The organism is Paenibacillus sp. Y301, from assembly GCF_059445505.1.
The window spans coordinates 199,891-217,481 of record NZ_JCAIUL010000003.1 but is presented as its reverse complement, the minus strand read 5'-3'; the positions used below and the strand labels follow the sequence as shown (position 1 = coordinate 217,481).

Below are 17,591 nucleotides of genomic sequence, written 5' to 3'. Positions count from 1 at the left end.
TTAACCAATAACACAGCTTCCCAGCTGCTGATCTCCCCACGAAAGTTCAAATTGATCTCCAGAAGACACAGGTCCAACACCTGCTGGAGTCCCTGTGAAGATGATATCACCTTTACCTAATCCATAATGTAGGCCAATGAAATCCACAATATTTTGTAGTGAAAAAATCATATCGCTCGCATTACCACGCTGTACTTCAACTTTATTCTTAACAACCGTGAAATCCTGCGACGTTAGTTCATCCGTCCCTGGGAAAGGGACAAATGAGGTCAGAGGTGCAGACGACTTGAACCCTTTAGCTGCTGTCCATGGGTGTCCCTTTTCCTTAATCACTTGCTGCACATCACGCAAAGTGAAATCAATCCCTAATGCCATGACATCCACTAAGTCGTTGACACTAACCCCTTGTTCATAATCCCGCTCAATATGGATAACAAGTTCTCCTTCATAATGTACTTCACCTTGATCCTTAGGCAAAGTAATAACACTTTGATCTAGTGGGATAACCGCATGAGAAGGTTTCATGAATATCATCGGTTCCTTTGGTACATCATTACCAAGTTCTGCTGCATGCAATCTGTAGTTACGACCAACACAATAAACATTACGAAGGGTTGAATTCATGAGTTATATCAGTCCTTTTTTTTGAATTTCCATTGCCAAAATGATTGTTTACGTTCTAGAAAGGTTTCGCTCCATACATTAGGACGATTGGTACAGATCATGATCTCTGAATCGATGGATGCCAGCCGTTTCATACTCCTAACATCATCCACAGTCCATGCCATGACTGTAATCCCTTGAGTGACAAGCATAGATACAAGTGTATTATCCAAATGCGAAGCTCCGATGGACAGAAAGGTACATTGCAATGTTTGAAGTCGATCCAGCAAGTCCAGAGGTCTTGCATCAATGATCAGCCCCGTTTTCATATCAGGATTGATCTCTTTCACTCTTTTTAATGCATCACTATCAAATGAGGTTAGTACTACATCATGCTCCATATTATAATACCGAACTCGATCTATAACCGCTTGCTCAAGACCTGGGTACATATCGCCCAGCGTCTTAAGCTCAATATTCAGGCGAAGACGCCCACAACATCGTTTAAGTACATCATCTAGAGAAGGGATTACTTCTCCTTTAAAAGCACTTCCCTTCCAACTCCCCGCATCTAATTGCTGCAATTGTTCCCACGTGTAATCTTTCACCTTACCCTTACCATTTGTCGTCCGATTCAGCTTGAAATCATGAATGACGACGGGTACTCCATCCATCGATAGTTGTGTGTCGATTTCAACCCATTGCACAAAAGACTCTGCCATAGCCATTCTTATTGCTGCCATTGTATTCTCAGGAGCTTTGTATGAAAACCCTCTATGGGCTACGCATAAATTATTCACAACTCTTCTTTAACCTCCCAAACAGACTAACGAGAATCATGATTTAGGTTTAACAACTGTACCGTCTTTATGAATGGTCACACCACCTATAGACAATTCCTGCATTTCTTGAAACAGTCGTTGTCCGTCTTGTTCTGACATAGGTACCGGTTGACCCAGCTCAGCGTGGTAAGGAATAAGTTTTATCTTGCACTCTCCCTTAGGTGTACAGGTTGTTGCAAAGACTGCTGTCTTCCAAGTCGCTGGTGTGGCCGATTTCGTAAATATGAAATTCCCTGTACTATAAGCGATCCATTTACCCTTATATTGCTCAAGTCCTTGAAGGACATGAGGATGTGATCCAATAACAAGGTCTGCACCCGCATCCACAAATTGGTGAGCAAGCTGTGTCTGTTTCACATTAGGAAGCAAAGCTCGCTCTTCTCCCCAATGTGCCATGACGATAACAATGTCTGCATTTTTACGAGCTGTTTTAATCGACTTCAAAGCAACTTCAGGACTATATACTTGTGCTACACCTGGTTTCCCCTTTTCAGCGAACCAATCTGTATCTGGTGCAACTCGACTAACGGCCACAAGAGCAATTTTTATCCCTTGACGTGTGAAATATTCTGGTGCGTAAGCTTCATCTGCATTCTTTCCCGCACCTGCATACTTAATCTTACTCTCATCTAAATGGGTTAACGTATCCAACAATCCTGAAACACCCTGATCTAGGATATGATTGTTTGCTAGACTTACACCATCCATCCCTGCCTTTTTCAAAGCATCTAGAGCCTTAGGAGAGGACTTAAATACATACTGTTTATTTGTTGCTCCAACCCCTGCTGTCGTTACTGGCGTTTCTAAGTTAGCGAAGGTTAAATCGTCCTTTTTAAAGAGTTCCTCTACGTATTTAAAAGGATAATCATACCCTTTCTGACTTAGGATCCCCTCCACTTTTCCCGAAAATATCATATCCCCGACAAAGTGAAACGAAAGAATCGTATCTGCATTAGGAACGATCTCGCTGGCATCATTCGATTGATCCTTTAGCGTTTGTTTTACAGGATTTGTAGATTCCTTACGCTCTTCAGCTTTTGGTGATTCTTTGGGAGTATCCTTAACCGTGTTCTTAATCTGTTCAATATCTGTTTCAGCAACCTTTGTTGGTTCTGTAATCTTCGCTACTACTCCTGTTTGTTTCAGAGTCTCTTCTGGACTAGATTGTTCTGCCTCTAGATTAGCATCAAGAGAACGATCTGCGTCCACCAGGTCGCTACCTTCTGTTGATGAATTCCCAGTTACAATAGTGTCTGTTACATGCAATGGTTCAGCTAGTTTATCATCCTTAGTTATCAAGTAATAAGAGAATAATACTACAATCAAGGAAAATAAAAATAAATTAAGTAATGTCCGTAACTTACGAAAACGCATCTTCTTTACTCTTCTTGCAGCCTTTCCCTTTTCGGAACGTGGTGGATACATTATTCACTCCTTCTTACATCTGTAAAAATGTATAAACTAGTATTAGTGTTCATTATATCAGGTTCAGTTAAACAAATAGAACCCCCGAATCGTCGGGAGTTCTATTGAATACCATATCTCTTTAGGCATACGTTGTTGAAGCCATCCGAGTGGCTACCTCTTTGGCCTGTTTAATACAGCCAGGAAGTCCTATCCCTCATAACTGCACCTGTCATGATTCATCGCTTTTCGCTAAACGGTTCAGTATCTCATCACGAAGTGTTTCCATATAGAGAGGATCGCTATTTAACGAATCAATACGCATTAAGCGCATATCAAGTTCCTTAGAGATGGCTTGAGCCTCTATGTCCAAGTCATACAATACTTCCAAATGGTCCGATACAAAACCTACAGGTGCTACTAACACATTCTCAATTTGCTCGGCACTAAGTTCCTGAAGTGTATCGAGAATGTCTGGACCTAGCCATGGCTCTGCTGTGCGTCCAGCACTTTGCCATGAGAATTGCCAAGAGGTAACTCCTGTCTGCTCTGCAATAGCGCGTGAGGTCTCTAGTAATTGATCCGGGTAAGGATCTCCCATCTCAACAATTCGTTTAGGTAAGCTATGTGCACTAAAAAGTACCCGTACATCTTCTCGATTAGCTCCCGCTTCCTCAAACTGATCTAACTTCGCACTTACACGTTGGCTCAGAGCCTGGATCAATTTGGGATGGAGATGATAATGCTCCACGAAGGACATATCTATACCTAGCTCTGTTGCTTTCGCTTGAGCACGTTTAATGTAAGACCCTACACTCATAACGGAATAATGTGGTGCCAATACAATACCAACAGCACGTTTAATGCCATCTTTAGCCATTTGTTCTATACCGTCTTCGATGAAGGGTGCAGCATGCTTCAATCCTTGGTAACATACGAACTCATTCTCGGCTTGATCACCATTTTGATTAAGCGTCGCTTCCAGCGTGCTTACTTGTTGGTTAGTATTCTCACGTAGGGGGAATACTCCTCCAACAATAGCTTCATAACGACTCACTAAATCTTGAAGCTGTTCCGGAGTTGGAGCATTCCCTCTGCGGATATGTGTATAGTACGTTTCTATTCCTTCTAGGCTTTCCGGTGTTCCATATGACATAACTAAGACGCCTACTTTTGATTTCACGAACAGTTCACCCCTATGTCAAAATGTAATGTTGTCTTTGATCGTTAAGATTTCAATTGAGAAGCCGAATATTCTTGAATAAATTGTGTTAGCTCGGCTAATTTATCAATGGATGCTTCTGGAAACAATCCATGTCCAAGATTAAATATATACCCAGGTTCCTGAATGCCGTTATCGATAATTTCTTTGGCATATTGTTTAATAACATTCATAGGAGCCGTCAAGATATATGGATCAAGATTGCCTTGCATAGCAAATCGACCACCTGTTCTTCGTCGTCCTTCAGAAATAGACACTCTCCAATCAAGCCCAATTACATCACATTGGACCTTGTTAAGCACAGGTAAGAGTTCTCCAGAACTTACACCAGGAAAATAAATTTTGGGTACATTCAAATCAGAAATTTCGGCAAAGATACGAGTAACTGTTGGAAGCACATACTTCTCGAAATCCTTAGGAGCAAGTGCCCCTACCCAACTGTCAAATAGTTGAAAGGCTTTCCCACCATTGGCAATATGAGCCCTAACATATGTAATAACCATATCTCCAAGCTTGTCCATTAAAGCTGACCAAAGATGTGGCTCACTATACATCATCGTCTTGGTAAGGATATAGTTTTTAGAAGGGCGACCTTCAATAAGATAACTTGCAATCGTGAATGGCGCACCTGCAAAAGTAATAAGAGGTACGTTTAATTCTTTATCAAGAATACGAATCGTCTCCATGATATGACTTAGATCTTTATCTACATCAATAGGACGAAGACCTTCAATATCAGCTGCCGAGCGAATCGGATTTTCAATGACAGGGCCAATATTCTTAACAATATCGAAATCCACACCAAGCGAAGCTACGGGATTCATAATATCAGAGTATAGAATAGCTGCATCAACACCTAATTTGTGGACGGGCATCATCGTGATTTGCGCCGCAAGTTCAGGTTGACGACATATTTCAAGAAGACTATATTTCTCCTTAATTTTACGGTATTCAGGGTCGTAACGCCCCGCTTGTCTCATATACCAGACAGGTACGTGGTTTACATCTTGCTTATAACAAGCTCTTATAAAAGTATCATTGTAGGTCATTCATAGGCCCCCAGTATAGTTAGTTTCCCTTTATATATATTATGCCCTTTTTAAAAGTAAGTAACAACTCTCACAGCGTGTGATGTCATGACAATACTATGACATTCCTATCAGAAGAGACAAATCAAGATGTGATATACTATATAACTATTTCTTTGAAGATGGATTATCATGGCAACTTAGAAAGGAAGTGCACCACTTTTGAAAACATGGAAATTAAACCTGATTGTCCTGTGGATTGGGCAATTTCTCGTCAATGCTGGCACAACGATGATTACACCCTTTTTGGCTTTATACCTCTCTCAAGATTTAGGAGTTCAAGGAGAACATGAAATTGGAATTTGGGCTGGACTCATATTTGCTGCGAATTTCTTGACATCCTTTATTTTTCAACCTATTTGGGGTAAATTGGCTGACAAATATGGACGTAAAATTATGTTGTTACGATCTGGTTTTGGTATGGCCATTGTGATTGTACTTATGGGCTTCGCACGAAACCCTTGGGAATTGCTGTTGCTTCGTCTATTAAACGGTACTATATCTGGCTTCAATCCCGCTGCGATCTCACTTGTATCCGGTACATCTCCTAAAGCCCGAATGGGATTTGCTATGGGAATGATGCAATCCGGCGTAGTAGCAGGTACCATTCTAGGGCCATTAATTGGCGGTAGTTTGGCAGATTTCGTAGGATTTCGTCCTATTTTCTATATCACAGGAACTTTAATTCTTATTGCCTCTTTCCTTGCCCTATTCTTAGTCAAAGAAAACTTTAATCGCGAAGAAGCATCGCATGTCCCACAGGTAACTGTCCTGCAGGGTCTTAAAGAGCTATCGAACATCCCTCAGCTACCCGCTTTATTTGCAGTGACATTTCTCTTACAATTCGCAATGGTAAGTCCCATGTCATTGTTACCGTTGTATGTACAAAAACTCCATAATTCTACAGTAGACATTGCTTTTTGGGCAGGTGCAGTTATAGCAGTAACAGGTGTATCCAATATGATCTCCTCCCCTATACTTGGTAAGATAAGTGATAAAATTGGTGCACACCGTATCCTTACCTATGCATTAATAGGCACAGCCCTAACGTTGATCCCTCAAGCCTTCGTCCAAAGTGTATGGCAGCTCATCACGGTCCGGTTCCTCATGGGTATCTTTATGGGAGGTTTATTACCGAGTGTAAATGCACTCATCCGCTCCTATACTCCTGATGGGATGGAGAGTCGTTCCTTCGGTTTCAACAGCAGTACGCTTGCTTTAGGTAATATGCTTGGGGCCGTTATTGGAGGACTCCTATCTGGGTTTATTGGAATTGAAGGCTTGTTTATTACATCCGGTTGCTTACTACTTCTGAATATGGTGTGGGTCAGATTTAAGCTCTATGCCCACAATGATAAACAACGTCAATTCCATTAGAACGAGCGTTCCAGAGAAAAAACAGAGACTACCCCCTAAGGTCCATATTAGACCCTAACGGATAGTCTCTTTTTCATTAAGCGTAGATCTTTTTTTATTTCACCCGAGAGATGGATAATCCATCATAGTCTGGAAGTAATGTGCTAACAAGCCGTTCATCCGAAGCCACTTGCTCATTGAACCTGCGCATCCCTTGCACCCCAGGACCATTCTTATCCGAGTTCAAAGTGCGCCCGCGCAAGAAGCAGTTATCCCCTACAATCAATGATCCCGGCTTGGATAACTGAATGGCATAATCTAAATACAAGGGGTAGTTCTCTTTATCCGCATCAATAAAAAAGAAATCAAATGTTCTTCCAGACTGTTTAAGTTCCTCCAGACTATCAAGTGCTGGCCCGATCATATAATTCACGCAATTTCCAAAACCAGCAGATTCAAGATTACCCTTCGCTAATTCCGCATACTCTTCCTTCAACTCCAGTGAGAGTAATTGTCCATTGGCAGGGAGTCCTCTAGCTAGGCATATTCCGCTATATCCACCTAGAGCACCTATTTCAAGTGCGCTCTCAGCACGGGACGTCTGAACCAATAAGGTTAAAAGTCTACCATAGGCTGGCGCTACGGACACTTCAGGCATGTCCTTTTCTCTAATACTTTCTTTCACACGGTTTAATTGCTCATCTTCTTCGTACAATTGGTTAACATATTCATCAGGGGTGAGATTCACTGCCTTTTCCTCCTCGAACTAACTTTCCATATAAGCCTATTTGTTTTATAATGGATGTTTGGTTGTATCGTTATGTGTGACTAATGTAATTATTGTATGTGTTTTGTCGAAAACCGGCAAGGCTCGTTAAATTTATAGGTCTCCTAATGTGGCCATATGGCTACAGGACAGGCCGGATGGGGTTGAATTGTAAAGCATGGCTAATTTGCAACTTATTGCTACTGCACCAATGGGATTAGAATCAATTGTTGCTCGTGAATTAAAAGATCTGGGGTATCATGATTTAACGGTCGAGAATGGACGTGTCATCTTTAGTGGTGACTTAATCGATATATGTCGTTGTAATTTGTGGCTTCGTACCTCAGACCGTGTGTTGATTCTGATGGGCGAATTCACTGCCCTCACTTTCGATGAATTGTTTGAAGGTGTCAAGGCTTTACCATGGCAGGATGTCATTCCACAGAATGGTGAATTCCCAGTTGAAGGACGTTCACTTAAGTCACAATTAAGTAGCGTACCTGCTTGTCAAAAGATCGTTAAAAAGGCGATCGTCGACAAATTAAATCAGACTTACCATACGGAATGGTTCCCTGAAGATGGACCCCGTTATGTTGTTGAGGTCATTATGTTAAATGATGTTGCCTTGATCACGCTAGATACGACAGGATCTGGTCTTCATAAGCGTGGCTATCGTAAGCTCGTAACAGAGGCACCATTGAAAGAGACAATGGCATCAGCTCTTATTCAATTAAGCCGTTGGAACCCGTCCAGACCTTTCTATGACCCATGTTGCGGTTCAGGTACACTCTTAGTCGAGGCGGCGATGGTAGGTTGGAACATTGCACCTGGGCTACGTCGCACTTTTAATTCGGAAGATTGGCCAATCATTCCAGAAGCATTATGGAATCAAGCAAGAGAAGAAGCCTTTGATTCCGTTCGCGATGACATTCCATTACAGATTTCCGGAAGTGATATCGACCCAGCGGCCATTGAAGTTGCTCAAGCTGCAGTAAACAGTGCGGGATTTGCCAAAGATATTAAATTAGAGGTACTACCGATCGCCAAAGCAAGACCTCAAGGTGATTATGGTGTAATCATTACAAATCCTCCTTATGGGGAACGTTTGAGTGAAATAGCTGAAGTAGAGCAGATTATTCGTGACTTAAAAAGGTTGACCGTAAGTATACCAACTTGGTCATTCTTTGCGATTAGTTCAACCAAACGTTTCGAAACCATCTTCAACAAGAAAGCTGACAAACGTCGCAAGTTATACAACGGAACCATTGAATGTCAGTATTATCAATACCTTGGGCCTCTTCCACCTCGTGGTCGTCAAGAATCTCAAAGTGAATAACATTTCTGTATAATTTCCGGGCATAATCTACAGGAGCGAACATTAAAGCGTATGAAATCATACGTCTTGGTTCGCTCCTATTATGTATTCACATGTTACCTTACATCCCTGTTTCACCTTCAAGGTCTAGCATTTGGCATTTCGTATATAAAAAGGAGAGACTATTCATGTATTCTCATAACAAAGGCATACGCTCTCTGGGCTGGAGCTCACCTAACAAGCTACGTACATTTCACTATTTTAGCTATCCATTATTCATTATTCTTATGTTGTGCAAGTTAACGTTGATCGATAAACGACTGAATATTCCGTATGTTGAGCTTAGTTTTCTAGATTACATCATCGCCATCGGATCCGTTATGATCGTATCGTTCTGGACATTGTGGTTGCCTCGCCATGGCTATCTCGTATCCCTCATTCTATTGAATGTGTTCTTGACAGCCGTGATGTATTCCGATCTCGTCTATTATCGCTATTTCGAGGACTTCATTACGATACCCGTTCTTCTTCAGACCGGTCAGATTAGTTCATTAGGTGATAGTATTCAGTCACTTTTACGTTGGAACGATCTATATTTATTTATCGATTGGTTCATCATCATCGCTTATCTCATCTTTAAGATCGTCCGACGCTCAAGACGCAATACTCAACTATATATATCGCGAGAACAGACACCCGCTCGCAGAGGCGCAAGAGTTATCCAAAGACTCATCACGGGTTTGCTGGTATTCATCATTGGGTCTGTACTTACTTTTGCTCCTATTAAACACTATAGTGACACTTGGGCTAAAGGCTTGTTCGCAAGTAACTGGTGGAACATGACGATCTATAATGTTACCGGGTTACTCGCTTTTCATGGATACGACATTTATCGATATGCACAAGATCATCTTGGTCCTGAACATTCCCTACCACAAGATGAAATGGATGCTATAAAGGATTTATTTCAGCAAAAGAGTGCTCAACGATCCATAAAGAACGATACGTTCGGAACTTACAAAAATAGTAATGTGATCGTCCTTCAAGTGGAAGCCTTTATGAATTTCATGATTGGCAAAAGCGTCAATGGTCAGGAAATTACACCGAACTTCAATAAACTTATGAAAGATAGTATGTATTTCAGCAATTATTATCATCAGACTGGACAAGGAAGAACATCTGATGCAGACTTTAGCTCGCACAGTTCGCTTCACCCGTTACCTTCAGGTTCTGTATTCATCCGTTATCCTGACCATGAGTACAATATGCTACCAGCCATCTTAGAAGAGCAGGGATATTCAACGAACGTATTTCATGCTTACGATAGTAGCTTTTGGAATCGAACCATTATGTATAACCATATGGGGTACGACCGCTTTTTCAGCAAAAAAAATTATACCATCGACGAGCGGCTGGGATGGTCACTTGGCGACAAATCATTCTTTAAACAATCGTTAGATGAAATGGCATCGATCAAGGAACCTTTTTATTCTTTCCTAATCACACTCTCCAGCCATCATCCTTATTCGATCCCCAAAGATAAACAAGTGTTAGATGTGGATGAGTTCAGTGGTACGATATTCGGTGATTACCTGCATGCAATCCATTATGTTGATGAGGCTCTAGGGGAATTTACAGAACAAATGAAAGATATGGGGCTATGGGAGGACACTATTCTTGTAGTATACGGTGATCATGATAATTCGATCAAAGATAAGTCCTATTATGAACAGTTTCTAGATAAAAGCTTAAATGATCTCGATATGGAACAAATCATGAATCAAGTGCCTTTACTGATTCATCTACCCGATCATAAACAAGCAGGAGAATATTCTAAGGCATCTGGTCAATTAGATATGTCACCCTCTCTCCTTCACCTGCTAGGAATTCCAACAGATTCCTACTATATGCTGGGAAACAATCTGTTCTCCAATGATAACCCATTTGTTGTTCTTCGTACTGGAGCCTTCACAGATAATAGAATATTCTATATTCCATCGCCTAGCGGCATATTTGAGAATGGTACTTGCTATGATCTCAGTACACGAGACACGATCGAAGTCGGTGAATGCCGAGTCGGTTATGATCAAGCCAAATTACAACTCCATATCTCGGATCAAGTCATCCAATATGATGTACTAAGTAAAATGGACAATAAATAGGTTACAAAAAAAGGAGTGTTCCCACTGCCATTCTCAATGGCGGCTGGGAACACTCCTTCTTCATTTGTAAGATTAATCATTAAACTCAGAAAGGTTCATTGCGGCTAATCGGCTTTTCTCCTCTGCCAGCAATTCTTCCGTTCGTTCAGCAGCTAGTCCATACTCACTGCCCTGGATGGCCTGAACGGCCTGCTCTGTATGGGCTAATGAATTCTCCACTTGATCCAGCAGTTGCTCTGTAGGATGGCTTAGAGCCTTGGATATCGACTGATGGAGCCTATCTACGGCGTTATTCGCTTGTGAAATTGGTGTATTCTTCTGCATACTAGAAAAATCCCGTTTAGACATTTGGTTGTTCCCCCTCACTACATATTCCTAATCATATACACCATGTTTAGCTTGGTTTCGATGAGAAGAAACTATGCATATAGAGAAACTTCATCATTTACCAGTAGATTATTTTATAAAAGGTGCTACTTTTGCAAGCACTTCTTCTTCTGTTGGTGCACTCACATAACGTCCGTTAATATAGACAAATGCTCTTTTACCGCAAGGACCACAGTAAGATTTACATCCAATCTTAATCTCTGTGTCTGGCGCCATCTTTTGGAGCTTTGGTACTATACTTTTGAGACGTGTATGCTTGCATTTCTCACATACACGTATATCATTTGCCATTTTTATACCAACCTTCTTTACTATTTACGACTTTAGTGGTCTCCGTGATTCCCTTTAGATGGATTCGTGATTACAAAACCTTCTTCAGGTAAATATAGATAATCAATCTTCACACCATCCAGCAAAGGTTCACTCGTATTCAAGATGACATCAATATCTTTATCTGTTGATACCACTTCATCGTTCTCTGTTGCCTTATCTAAGTCTAAACCATAATGCGCATGATCACCATGTGCATGAGTGACAAGTACACGAATTTTCAAATCTTTATTCTCTTCTTTGTTCAGCTCTTTAGATAATACTTTTGCCGCGTTACGGGTAATTTTACACTTCATCTGCTGCATCTCCTAATTACGTATGATGTCTTACTCTTTTATTTATTGTAAAGAAACAGATCCTAATTCGCAAGACCGGACTTGTCCATATTTATCGAGAACAGTAATCCATGATCCTTATTATACGTCTATAACTTTGGATATTTACGTTGTATGCGGGTGGTAAACCATCCCATCAAGAACATCGTGACACCAATATCATCTATAGGCAGACCTGGCAATAAGTCAAAAGGGAATAGCCAATATACAATAACAGGTATGAGAAATAACAACTTGTCTCCCAAAGAAACCTGAGATGACGTAATATACCTCCGTATATTACCAATCATCATGGACCAAAACCTAAACGATAGTAATCTTCTGATCTTCATGATTCCTACCTCCATTCTTATACCTTTAAAAAAGAGAGCAACCGCTTGAAGAAAATAGAATCATGCTTAAGCGGCCACCCCCTCTTGTATATCATACGACTTGTGTATGAAAATGTTTCATGAAGTTTTCAAAAACTCATCAATTCTCCCACAATTAAACCCACCTCAAGACTCATATTCCGAAAATCCTGAATGGGAAGAGGGTTTACACCTTGACCGATCTCTACTGTAAAACCTGGTCGTCTGAAATGTTGAATAAACCAATCTTTATATCCAGCGTCACTGCCCTGTAATTTCACGGATCGGTATCCACTCACTTGAGCTAATCTCCGACTCCATTCCTCGCTCACTTCGGGCTCATAATCTCGATAATTCCAATATATTTCTTGGCCTTGACTGTGTAGTGAAATGGCCGCATCGGGAGAAATATCTATTGTAAAAGCAGCAAGTGCGTTGGCTTCTGGTTCGCTTAGAGGGCTTATCCCAGCATAATCACGCGGTAATGGAGAATGCTTCCCTCTACGACTCACTTCTTCTTCCCAATGGGCTGGGAACTGATCACCTAGGTCTACTCCACGAATATTTGCTTTCCAATGTTTGAAATCTCTTCGCTGGCTATTATATTCCATAAGTTCCGTATAGTAAGGATGTTCCTGCGTGACACCTTCTTGAACTAACTCTACACCGTCTGGATTAGCCATAGGAAGCAACCATAATGTACAGTTAGTGAACCACTCTTGTGGATTATATCCATTCCACATTGTCTTATTCTGATATGCTTCCGCATACTCCTCCACGAATCGCATTAAGCATAACGTTGTAATCCATTCATTAGCATGGATAGAGGCATTCACATGTATTCGTCTCTCGCCTGTACCTATTTTTAATATCTCAAGCGACTTACCCATGACACTTTCACCTATCGATCGTGCCTCTATAAACTTATACTTACCCATTAATTCGTTAATATGTCTCATCATATCCATATATCCATATTCGCCTTGTGGCGCAACAATAGACTTCATTTCAGATGTAGGTAATACTAGGACACGACCTACTGGAAATCGATCATGGGAAATTCCAGGATTAAAACCTTCCAAAGCTTGTTCTGTAATAGAGAACTGATCCAATACGCTCTCAAGCGTGTCCCCCATCTGTATCGAATATCTCCGTCGAGGTGTCGATGGAATAAATAATATTTGACCAGGAATAAGGTATGGTTGTTCAGTTGCCCAAGGGTTGGCGTTCACGATATTTTCCGGCTTAAGTCCTCTTGCCGAAGCAATGCGTTGTAGGGTATCTCCTTTACGTACAATATATTGAAGCATACATACCTTCCTTTCTGGGATATGAACGTGAAGCCTCCAATAGTAAAGTTAGAGTGGTTAGATTGTATGCCCGCATTGTTGTCCATCATGCATAAATAATTGCTCTTTCTAAGACATCATTAAGGGGTTGTCTCTATGTAGAAGAAAGTTAGGTGTCCTGAGAGAACGCTGCCATACACCAACGAATGGCATAAAAAACCTCAGCTCTATGTAAACGAGCTGAGGAATCGTTCTTTACACTATCACATAGATAGGGGGCACTGAAGTGACCTTGACCTGCTATTTTTGTGCATCCGTTTTTTTTAAGGAATTCGGTTCATCATTCTTCAAACTTAGATACTTGCCACACGACAGGTGTGCGTCGGATCTGTTCACCTAACCATTCATTCGCAATCTTCTTGAATATCTCGCCATCCCCACTACAGAAAAATTGATGTATCGGGCTCTCATCACTCTTAGCGAGTTGACCCTTTTGATATAATATGGTGCTAATTTCTCGGGCTGTCTCCTCTGCCGAACTGATTAGTTTGACCCGATCTCCCATAACCTCTTGAATCGATTCCGTAAGAAAAGGGTAGTGAGTACATCCAAGAATCAGGCAATCAATAGAGGTGTTCCGGATATTCTCCAAAGATCGTTCCACAATATGTTGCGTCTCACTTGATCGAAATAATCCTTGCTCAACAAGAGGTACAAGCAATGGACAGGCCTCACTAGTCACATTTACATAAGGTGATAGTTCTTTTAATGCATGAGTATAAGCTCCACTACCTATCGTACCTACGGTTCCGATAACACCTACATCCCCCGTCTTTGTAGCTGTTATCGCTGCACGAGCTCCTGGATGAATAACACCAATCACAGGTATGGATACTTTATCTTGAATATATGTGAGTGCTGCTGCTGTTGCTGTATTACAAGCAATAACAATCATTTTCGGTTCAAATTGGATGAGAAAATCAACAATTTGCTCAGTAAATACTCTAACTTGCTCAGATGACCTTGGCCCGTAAGGCGTACGTGCAGTATCTCCATAATATATAATTTTTTCTCGAGGGAGCTGTCTCATCACTTCTTTAGCTACCGTTAGTCCCCCCACACCCGAGTCTAAAATTGCAATTGCATGTTGCACGAACACACCGCTTCTTTCTGTATCGAATTCTGTTATCTACTCTGCTACCATATGTCAATGATTATTATAACGTACCTTGAAACTTAGCCCAATTCTTTTAACTCTTATAGAATCGTACATAGTGTCTTGAATTCACAGAAAAACAGACCTTACTCCCCTTAGAATCATAGGGTAAGGCCTGAAATTCAAGTTATTAGATCAACTCTTCATCCACAAAAAGATCAAATGCATCTAATTCTGGTTTCTCTTGATCTTTCTCTTGTATTGATGATATCTCAACCTTCTTTTCTAGAGTTTCATCTTTACAATGCCGCCATGATTGAACGTCTTGAACGATATCCGTTGCCTTATTCTTCACAATTCCATAGATAACGGCACCCTGTTCACCAGCTACGCTCACTAGTTCTTGTGTCTTATCACTTACCTGACGTGTTTTTTCTACAATATCCTTGCGTAGCTCTGTACCTTGCTTCGGTGCTAATAACAGGGCAGTTACAGACCCCACAACACTTCCAATCAAAGCTCCCCACAAAAAGCTCTTGTTACTATCTTTCATTGTCCATCTCTCCTTCATCCTTAGCTTTAGACTCCCCCTGACTTTGGATAGAGTAATAATCTTTACTCTCCCTACTTCCAAGAACGGGCGAATGCCTATTTGTTAATGCATTATAGTCAGAAGATACTTGTCTTGACACTCAAGGACAACCGAAAATATAAATTATTATTTAAGATGGGTTGTTACGTTGGATTTGAGCTGCATGCGCAGCTCCTGGATTCAGATCAAGGACATATCGTGGTGGAACAACTATTGCATGTTGATGTTCACACAAATAAGCCTTGTCTGCCGAAGTTCCAATGGACTCACCGTCCTTGATGATATCACCCTGATCATATAAATACTTAGATATCACGAGCAAGTCTCTCGCTACCTCGCTAGGATCCATATCGCGGAAATGACACTGAGCATCTGGAATTCCCAATGCAGATAATCCTAGAGTATCCATGATCATTTCCTTTTCTTGACCCGTACTATACAGACGAAGATTTACTGCACCATACAACTTCTCACCTAGTTCAACAGCTTCTAGATATGTTGTAGGTTCAACGAGTTTGTCACTAGTATGCCAGAACATCGCTTTACAAGGGACTGTTTCAAGTATGGCTCTAACGACTCCCAATATAAGATCGAAACGATCCTTATAGGGTAATCCTGCCGTAAATAAATCATGGAAACGAATACTGTATGTACAGTTATCTATCGTTTCGCGTGCGTTCTGCCAGTGAAATGATTGCTGGAGAGCACTATCAAAACGACGAATATCTTGAAGAATTGCTGGTTCGTATATACAGCTCTGTGCTGGTACTTCAGCATCTTCAAAAGATACTTTGTGATCCATATGGAAAAAGACCTTAGGTTGTATCTGTTCTTCGCCAGACGTAACTGCTTCCAGCGCAAATGGAGAAGGAATATTATTCTGTCCATCTGATATTTTTATGGATCCTGTATATTTTTCAATATTAGCACGGAGTTTTTCACTTGATACATTAGGCATCTTGTCGAATAAGAATTCAATCATGTAGATAGGTTCGAATCCAGAAACATCACTTTCATTTAATTGCTCTTGATGATTAGTGTTTGTATCTTCCATACAATAACGTGCTCCTTTTATGTTTGTACATATCCTAATTCCTGATCTAAGTAATTCCCCACAGATGAGGAGAAATCATTCAGAACTGTAGGAAGTACACTAGTGAGGTGATGAAGAGAAGTCCGATCCCATTCATAATAATTCTGTACCAATGGTTTGCGAAGTTGTACCAGTTGTATTAAGACAGCATGTATTTCACTGTTAAATACCTTTTCCTCATAAGTAATATCAAGGATATCCTGATAACTACTAGCATCACGCATGATGAATCCATCAATAAGGTAACTACATACATCCGTAACCACTTCAATAGCTAAATGAAGAGATCTCTCTTGGACAAATCCCAAGATAAGACCTCCATCCCATTTTGCTGTTGCTGTTTGTAAACCTAGAACAATTTCAGGAATCGTATGCAACCGTCTTTCGATCTGTTCTCTATTGACATAGTACATAGTTCTACCCCCATGACATCTGATAACGGATATTTTCTTCTATGTTATAGTTCGTAATCGACTGCGACCGAGCTTTCTTTAAACTCATTCATATGTTGGATAACTTCTTGGTGAACAGGATGAATTTGATAGGATTGAAGATCCTCTAAAGACTGTACTTCCGCTATGAGAGAAATATCATATGAACGTTCCGAACGAATCACATCTACACCAATTTCTAATGACACAAGCTGAGGTATTCTACCTTGCATATTTCTTAATATGGTTGCTGTTCTATTCACACTTTCAGGAGAACTATCCTTTAATTTAAAGAATACAATATGTTTTATCATGAATGGCTCCTTGTCCTCTAAATAGTATAAGGTACACCAAAAAATATAACATAACCCATGCCTTTGGGAAAGGAACTTGTCAGCTATCACTTATCTTTGTCATCCTTTTGCTTATCCTTATTTTTTAATATCGTAATAATTCTTATTACTTTGTTAGGTAGCGGTAACCCCAACCGTCCATAATTCTCTGTAATCGATATCAACTCATTCGCCATGTAGAAATAGACAGCCCCACTTTTCACCATACCTATATCCTGACCAAGTAGACCATCCATCTGATGAGCTAAGAGGATGACAAGAAACATTAAGGCTTTTCTAGTTAATCCCCAGAACCCAATTTTGCTGTTGAGTCCTGTACGATCCTTAATTGCTGCCAGTACCCCTGTAACATAGTCAATAATAATAATAACGAGAAAAACACTTAACAGATCGTCCCACCCTCCAAAAGCAAAGGCTAGAACTGCTCCCACTGCCCCACTTGCTCCTTGTACAACCATTGAATTCATTGCGACCACTCCTTGTAAACATTACATACAACATCATATGAATAGTTCTG

At 40.7% G+C, this 17,591-nt stretch carries 20 protein-coding genes; 3 read left to right on the top strand and 17 right to left on the bottom strand.

Going from position 1 to position 17,591, the window contains the following annotated elements; genetic code table 11:
- From AC1D69_RS07435 to hemE, 5 genes are all read right to left on the bottom strand, one after another.
- Window positions 1-624, bottom strand: coding sequence for a fumarylacetoacetate hydrolase family protein (locus tag AC1D69_RS07435; protein ID WP_495455503.1), 624 nt, complete (start codon window positions 622-624; stop codon window positions 1-3).
- Between the two features lie 8 nt (window positions 625-632).
- A complete protein-coding gene (locus AC1D69_RS07430) occupies window positions 633-1,403 on the bottom strand; it encodes a glycerophosphodiester phosphodiesterase (RefSeq protein ID WP_495455502.1) in 771 nt (256 codons plus the stop codon).
- A gap of 36 nt (window positions 1,404-1,439) precedes the next feature.
- On the bottom strand, window positions 1,440-2,870 hold the full coding sequence (locus tag AC1D69_RS07425; RefSeq protein WP_495455501.1) for a CapA family protein: 1,431 nt from the start codon (window positions 2,868-2,870) through the stop codon (window positions 1,440-1,442).
- A 211-nt stretch (window positions 2,871-3,081) separates the two neighbouring features.
- Window positions 3,082-4,032, bottom strand: a complete 951-nt coding sequence (gene hemH / locus AC1D69_RS07420; protein ID WP_495455500.1) for a ferrochelatase — start codon at window positions 4,030-4,032, stop codon at window positions 3,082-3,084.
- Window positions 4,033-4,076: 44 nt separating this feature from the next.
- On the bottom strand, window positions 4,077-5,120 hold the full coding sequence (gene hemE, locus AC1D69_RS07415) for a uroporphyrinogen decarboxylase (protein ID WP_495455499.1): 1,044 nt from the start codon (window positions 5,118-5,120) through the stop codon (window positions 4,077-4,079).
- A 201-nt stretch (window positions 5,121-5,321) separates the two neighbouring features.
- Between hemE and AC1D69_RS07410 the strand changes: the two genes are divergently transcribed.
- Window positions 5,322-6,536 (top strand): MFS transporter, encoded by a 1,215-nt coding sequence (locus AC1D69_RS07410; protein ID WP_495455498.1) that lies wholly within the window; start codon window positions 5,322-5,324, stop codon window positions 6,534-6,536.
- A gap of 94 nt (window positions 6,537-6,630) precedes the next feature.
- On the opposite strand, the gene AC1D69_RS07405 is transcribed toward AC1D69_RS07410, so the two are convergent.
- Window positions 6,631-7,263 (bottom strand): O-methyltransferase, encoded by a 633-nt coding sequence (locus AC1D69_RS07405; protein ID WP_495455497.1) that lies wholly within the window; start codon window positions 7,261-7,263, stop codon window positions 6,631-6,633.
- 196 nt (window positions 7,264-7,459) lie between these two features.
- On the opposite strand from AC1D69_RS07405, the gene AC1D69_RS07400 reads away from it, so the two are divergent.
- Both AC1D69_RS07400 and AC1D69_RS07395 read left to right on the top strand, forming a co-directional pair.
- Window positions 7,460-8,617 carry a THUMP domain-containing class I SAM-dependent RNA methyltransferase gene (locus AC1D69_RS07400; RefSeq protein ID WP_495455496.1) on the top strand — a complete coding sequence of 386 codons (1,158 nt, stop codon included), beginning with the start codon at window positions 7,460-7,462 and terminating at the stop codon, window positions 8,615-8,617.
- Window positions 8,618-8,784: 167 nt separating this feature from the next.
- Window positions 8,785-10,758, top strand: coding sequence for an LTA synthase family protein (locus tag AC1D69_RS07395; RefSeq protein WP_495455495.1), 1,974 nt, complete (start codon window positions 8,785-8,787; stop codon window positions 10,756-10,758).
- Window positions 10,759-10,830: 72 nt separating this feature from the next.
- Here the strand turns inward: AC1D69_RS07395 and AC1D69_RS07390 are convergent, their stop codons facing one another.
- The 11 genes from AC1D69_RS07390 to AC1D69_RS07340 all read right to left on the bottom strand — a co-directional run bounded on the left by AC1D69_RS07390 (window position 10,831) and on the right by AC1D69_RS07340 (window position 17,541).
- Window positions 10,831-11,106: a hypothetical protein gene (locus AC1D69_RS07390; RefSeq protein WP_495455494.1), complete on the bottom strand. Its 276-nt coding sequence runs from the start codon at window positions 11,104-11,106 to the stop codon at window positions 10,831-10,833.
- Between the two features lie 108 nt (window positions 11,107-11,214).
- Complete coding sequence (locus tag AC1D69_RS07385; protein WP_495455493.1) at window positions 11,215-11,436, bottom strand: YuzB family protein; 222 nt, start codon at window positions 11,434-11,436, stop codon at window positions 11,215-11,217.
- A 32-nt stretch (window positions 11,437-11,468) separates the two neighbouring features.
- Complete coding sequence (locus tag AC1D69_RS07380) at window positions 11,469-11,771, bottom strand: iron-sulfur cluster assembly accessory protein (protein ID WP_495455492.1); 303 nt, start codon at window positions 11,769-11,771, stop codon at window positions 11,469-11,471.
- Window positions 11,772-11,899: 128 nt separating this feature from the next.
- The gene (locus AC1D69_RS07375) at window positions 11,900-12,142 is read right to left on the bottom strand and encodes a hypothetical protein (protein WP_495455491.1); all 243 of its coding nucleotides are present in this window, start codon (window positions 12,140-12,142) and stop codon (window positions 11,900-11,902) included.
- Between the two features lie 128 nt (window positions 12,143-12,270).
- The gene (locus AC1D69_RS07370) at window positions 12,271-13,470 is read right to left on the bottom strand and encodes a M14 family zinc carboxypeptidase (protein WP_495455490.1); all 1,200 of its coding nucleotides are present in this window, start codon (window positions 13,468-13,470) and stop codon (window positions 12,271-12,273) included.
- A 319-nt stretch (window positions 13,471-13,789) separates the two neighbouring features.
- Window positions 13,790-14,602 (bottom strand): glutamate racemase, encoded by an 813-nt coding sequence (gene racE / locus AC1D69_RS07365; RefSeq protein WP_495455489.1) that lies wholly within the window; start codon window positions 14,600-14,602, stop codon window positions 13,790-13,792.
- Between the two features lie 193 nt (window positions 14,603-14,795).
- On the bottom strand, window positions 14,796-15,158 hold the full coding sequence (locus AC1D69_RS07360; RefSeq protein ID WP_495455488.1) for a YtxH domain-containing protein: 363 nt from the start codon (window positions 15,156-15,158) through the stop codon (window positions 14,796-14,798).
- Between the two features lie 169 nt (window positions 15,159-15,327).
- Complete coding sequence (locus AC1D69_RS07355) at window positions 15,328-16,251, bottom strand: DUF4261 domain-containing protein (protein WP_495455487.1); 924 nt, start codon at window positions 16,249-16,251, stop codon at window positions 15,328-15,330.
- 17 nt (window positions 16,252-16,268) lie between these two features.
- Complete coding sequence (locus AC1D69_RS07350) at window positions 16,269-16,703, bottom strand: DUF86 domain-containing protein (protein ID WP_495455486.1); 435 nt, start codon at window positions 16,701-16,703, stop codon at window positions 16,269-16,271.
- 44 nt (window positions 16,704-16,747) lie between these two features.
- A complete protein-coding gene (locus AC1D69_RS07345; RefSeq protein ID WP_495455485.1) occupies window positions 16,748-17,035 on the bottom strand; it encodes a Dabb family protein in 288 nt (95 codons plus the stop codon).
- A gap of 86 nt (window positions 17,036-17,121) precedes the next feature.
- Window positions 17,122-17,541 carry a phage holin family protein gene (locus AC1D69_RS07340; RefSeq protein WP_495455484.1) on the bottom strand — a complete coding sequence of 140 codons (420 nt, stop codon included), beginning with the start codon at window positions 17,539-17,541 and terminating at the stop codon, window positions 17,122-17,124.
- Window positions 17,542-17,591: the final 50 nt, after the last annotated feature.

What these genes read in the sequence shown, in the direction of transcription:
- AC1D69_RS07350 (WP_495455486.1), bottom strand. Translation starts at nt 16,703, where the DNA reads ATGTACTATGTCAATAGAGAACAGATCGAAAGACGGTTGCATACGATT.
- hemE (WP_495455499.1), bottom strand. Translation starts at nt 5,120, where the DNA reads ATGACCTACAATGATACTTTTATAAGAGCTTGTTATAAGCAAGATGTA.
- AC1D69_RS07345 (WP_495455485.1), bottom strand. Translation starts at nt 17,035, where the DNA reads ATGATAAAACATATTGTATTCTTTAAATTAAAGGATAGTTCTCCTGAA.
- AC1D69_RS07340 (WP_495455484.1), bottom strand. Translation starts at nt 17,541, where the DNA reads ATGAATTCAATGGTTGTACAAGGAGCAAGTGGGGCAGTGGGAGCAGTT.
- AC1D69_RS07375 (WP_495455491.1), bottom strand. Translation starts at nt 12,142, where the DNA reads ATGAAGATCAGAAGATTACTATCGTTTAGGTTTTGGTCCATGATGATT.
- AC1D69_RS07360 (WP_495455488.1), bottom strand. Translation starts at nt 15,158, where the DNA reads ATGAAAGATAGTAACAAGAGCTTTTTGTGGGGAGCTTTGATTGGAAGT.
- AC1D69_RS07380 (WP_495455492.1), bottom strand. Translation starts at nt 11,771, where the DNA reads ATGAAGTGTAAAATTACCCGTAACGCGGCAAAAGTATTATCTAAAGAG.
- AC1D69_RS07395 (WP_495455495.1), top strand. Translation starts at nt 8,785, where the DNA reads ATGTATTCTCATAACAAAGGCATACGCTCTCTGGGCTGGAGCTCACCT.
- AC1D69_RS07400 (WP_495455496.1), top strand. Translation starts at nt 7,460, where the DNA reads ATGGCTAATTTGCAACTTATTGCTACTGCACCAATGGGATTAGAATCA.
- AC1D69_RS07370 (WP_495455490.1), bottom strand. Translation starts at nt 13,470, where the DNA reads ATGCTTCAATATATTGTACGTAAAGGAGATACCCTACAACGCATTGCT.
- AC1D69_RS07425 (WP_495455501.1), bottom strand. Translation starts at nt 2,870, where the DNA reads ATGTATCCACCACGTTCCGAAAAGGGAAAGGCTGCAAGAAGAGTAAAG.
- AC1D69_RS07435 (WP_495455503.1), bottom strand. Translation starts at nt 624, where the DNA reads ATGAATTCAACCCTTCGTAATGTTTATTGTGTTGGTCGTAACTACAGA.
- AC1D69_RS07385 (WP_495455493.1), bottom strand. Translation starts at nt 11,436, where the DNA reads ATGGCAAATGATATACGTGTATGTGAGAAATGCAAGCATACACGTCTC.
- AC1D69_RS07355 (WP_495455487.1), bottom strand. Translation starts at nt 16,251, where the DNA reads ATGGAAGATACAAACACTAATCATCAAGAGCAATTAAATGAAAGTGAT.
- AC1D69_RS07390 (WP_495455494.1), bottom strand. Translation starts at nt 11,106, where the DNA reads ATGTCTAAACGGGATTTTTCTAGTATGCAGAAGAATACACCAATTTCA.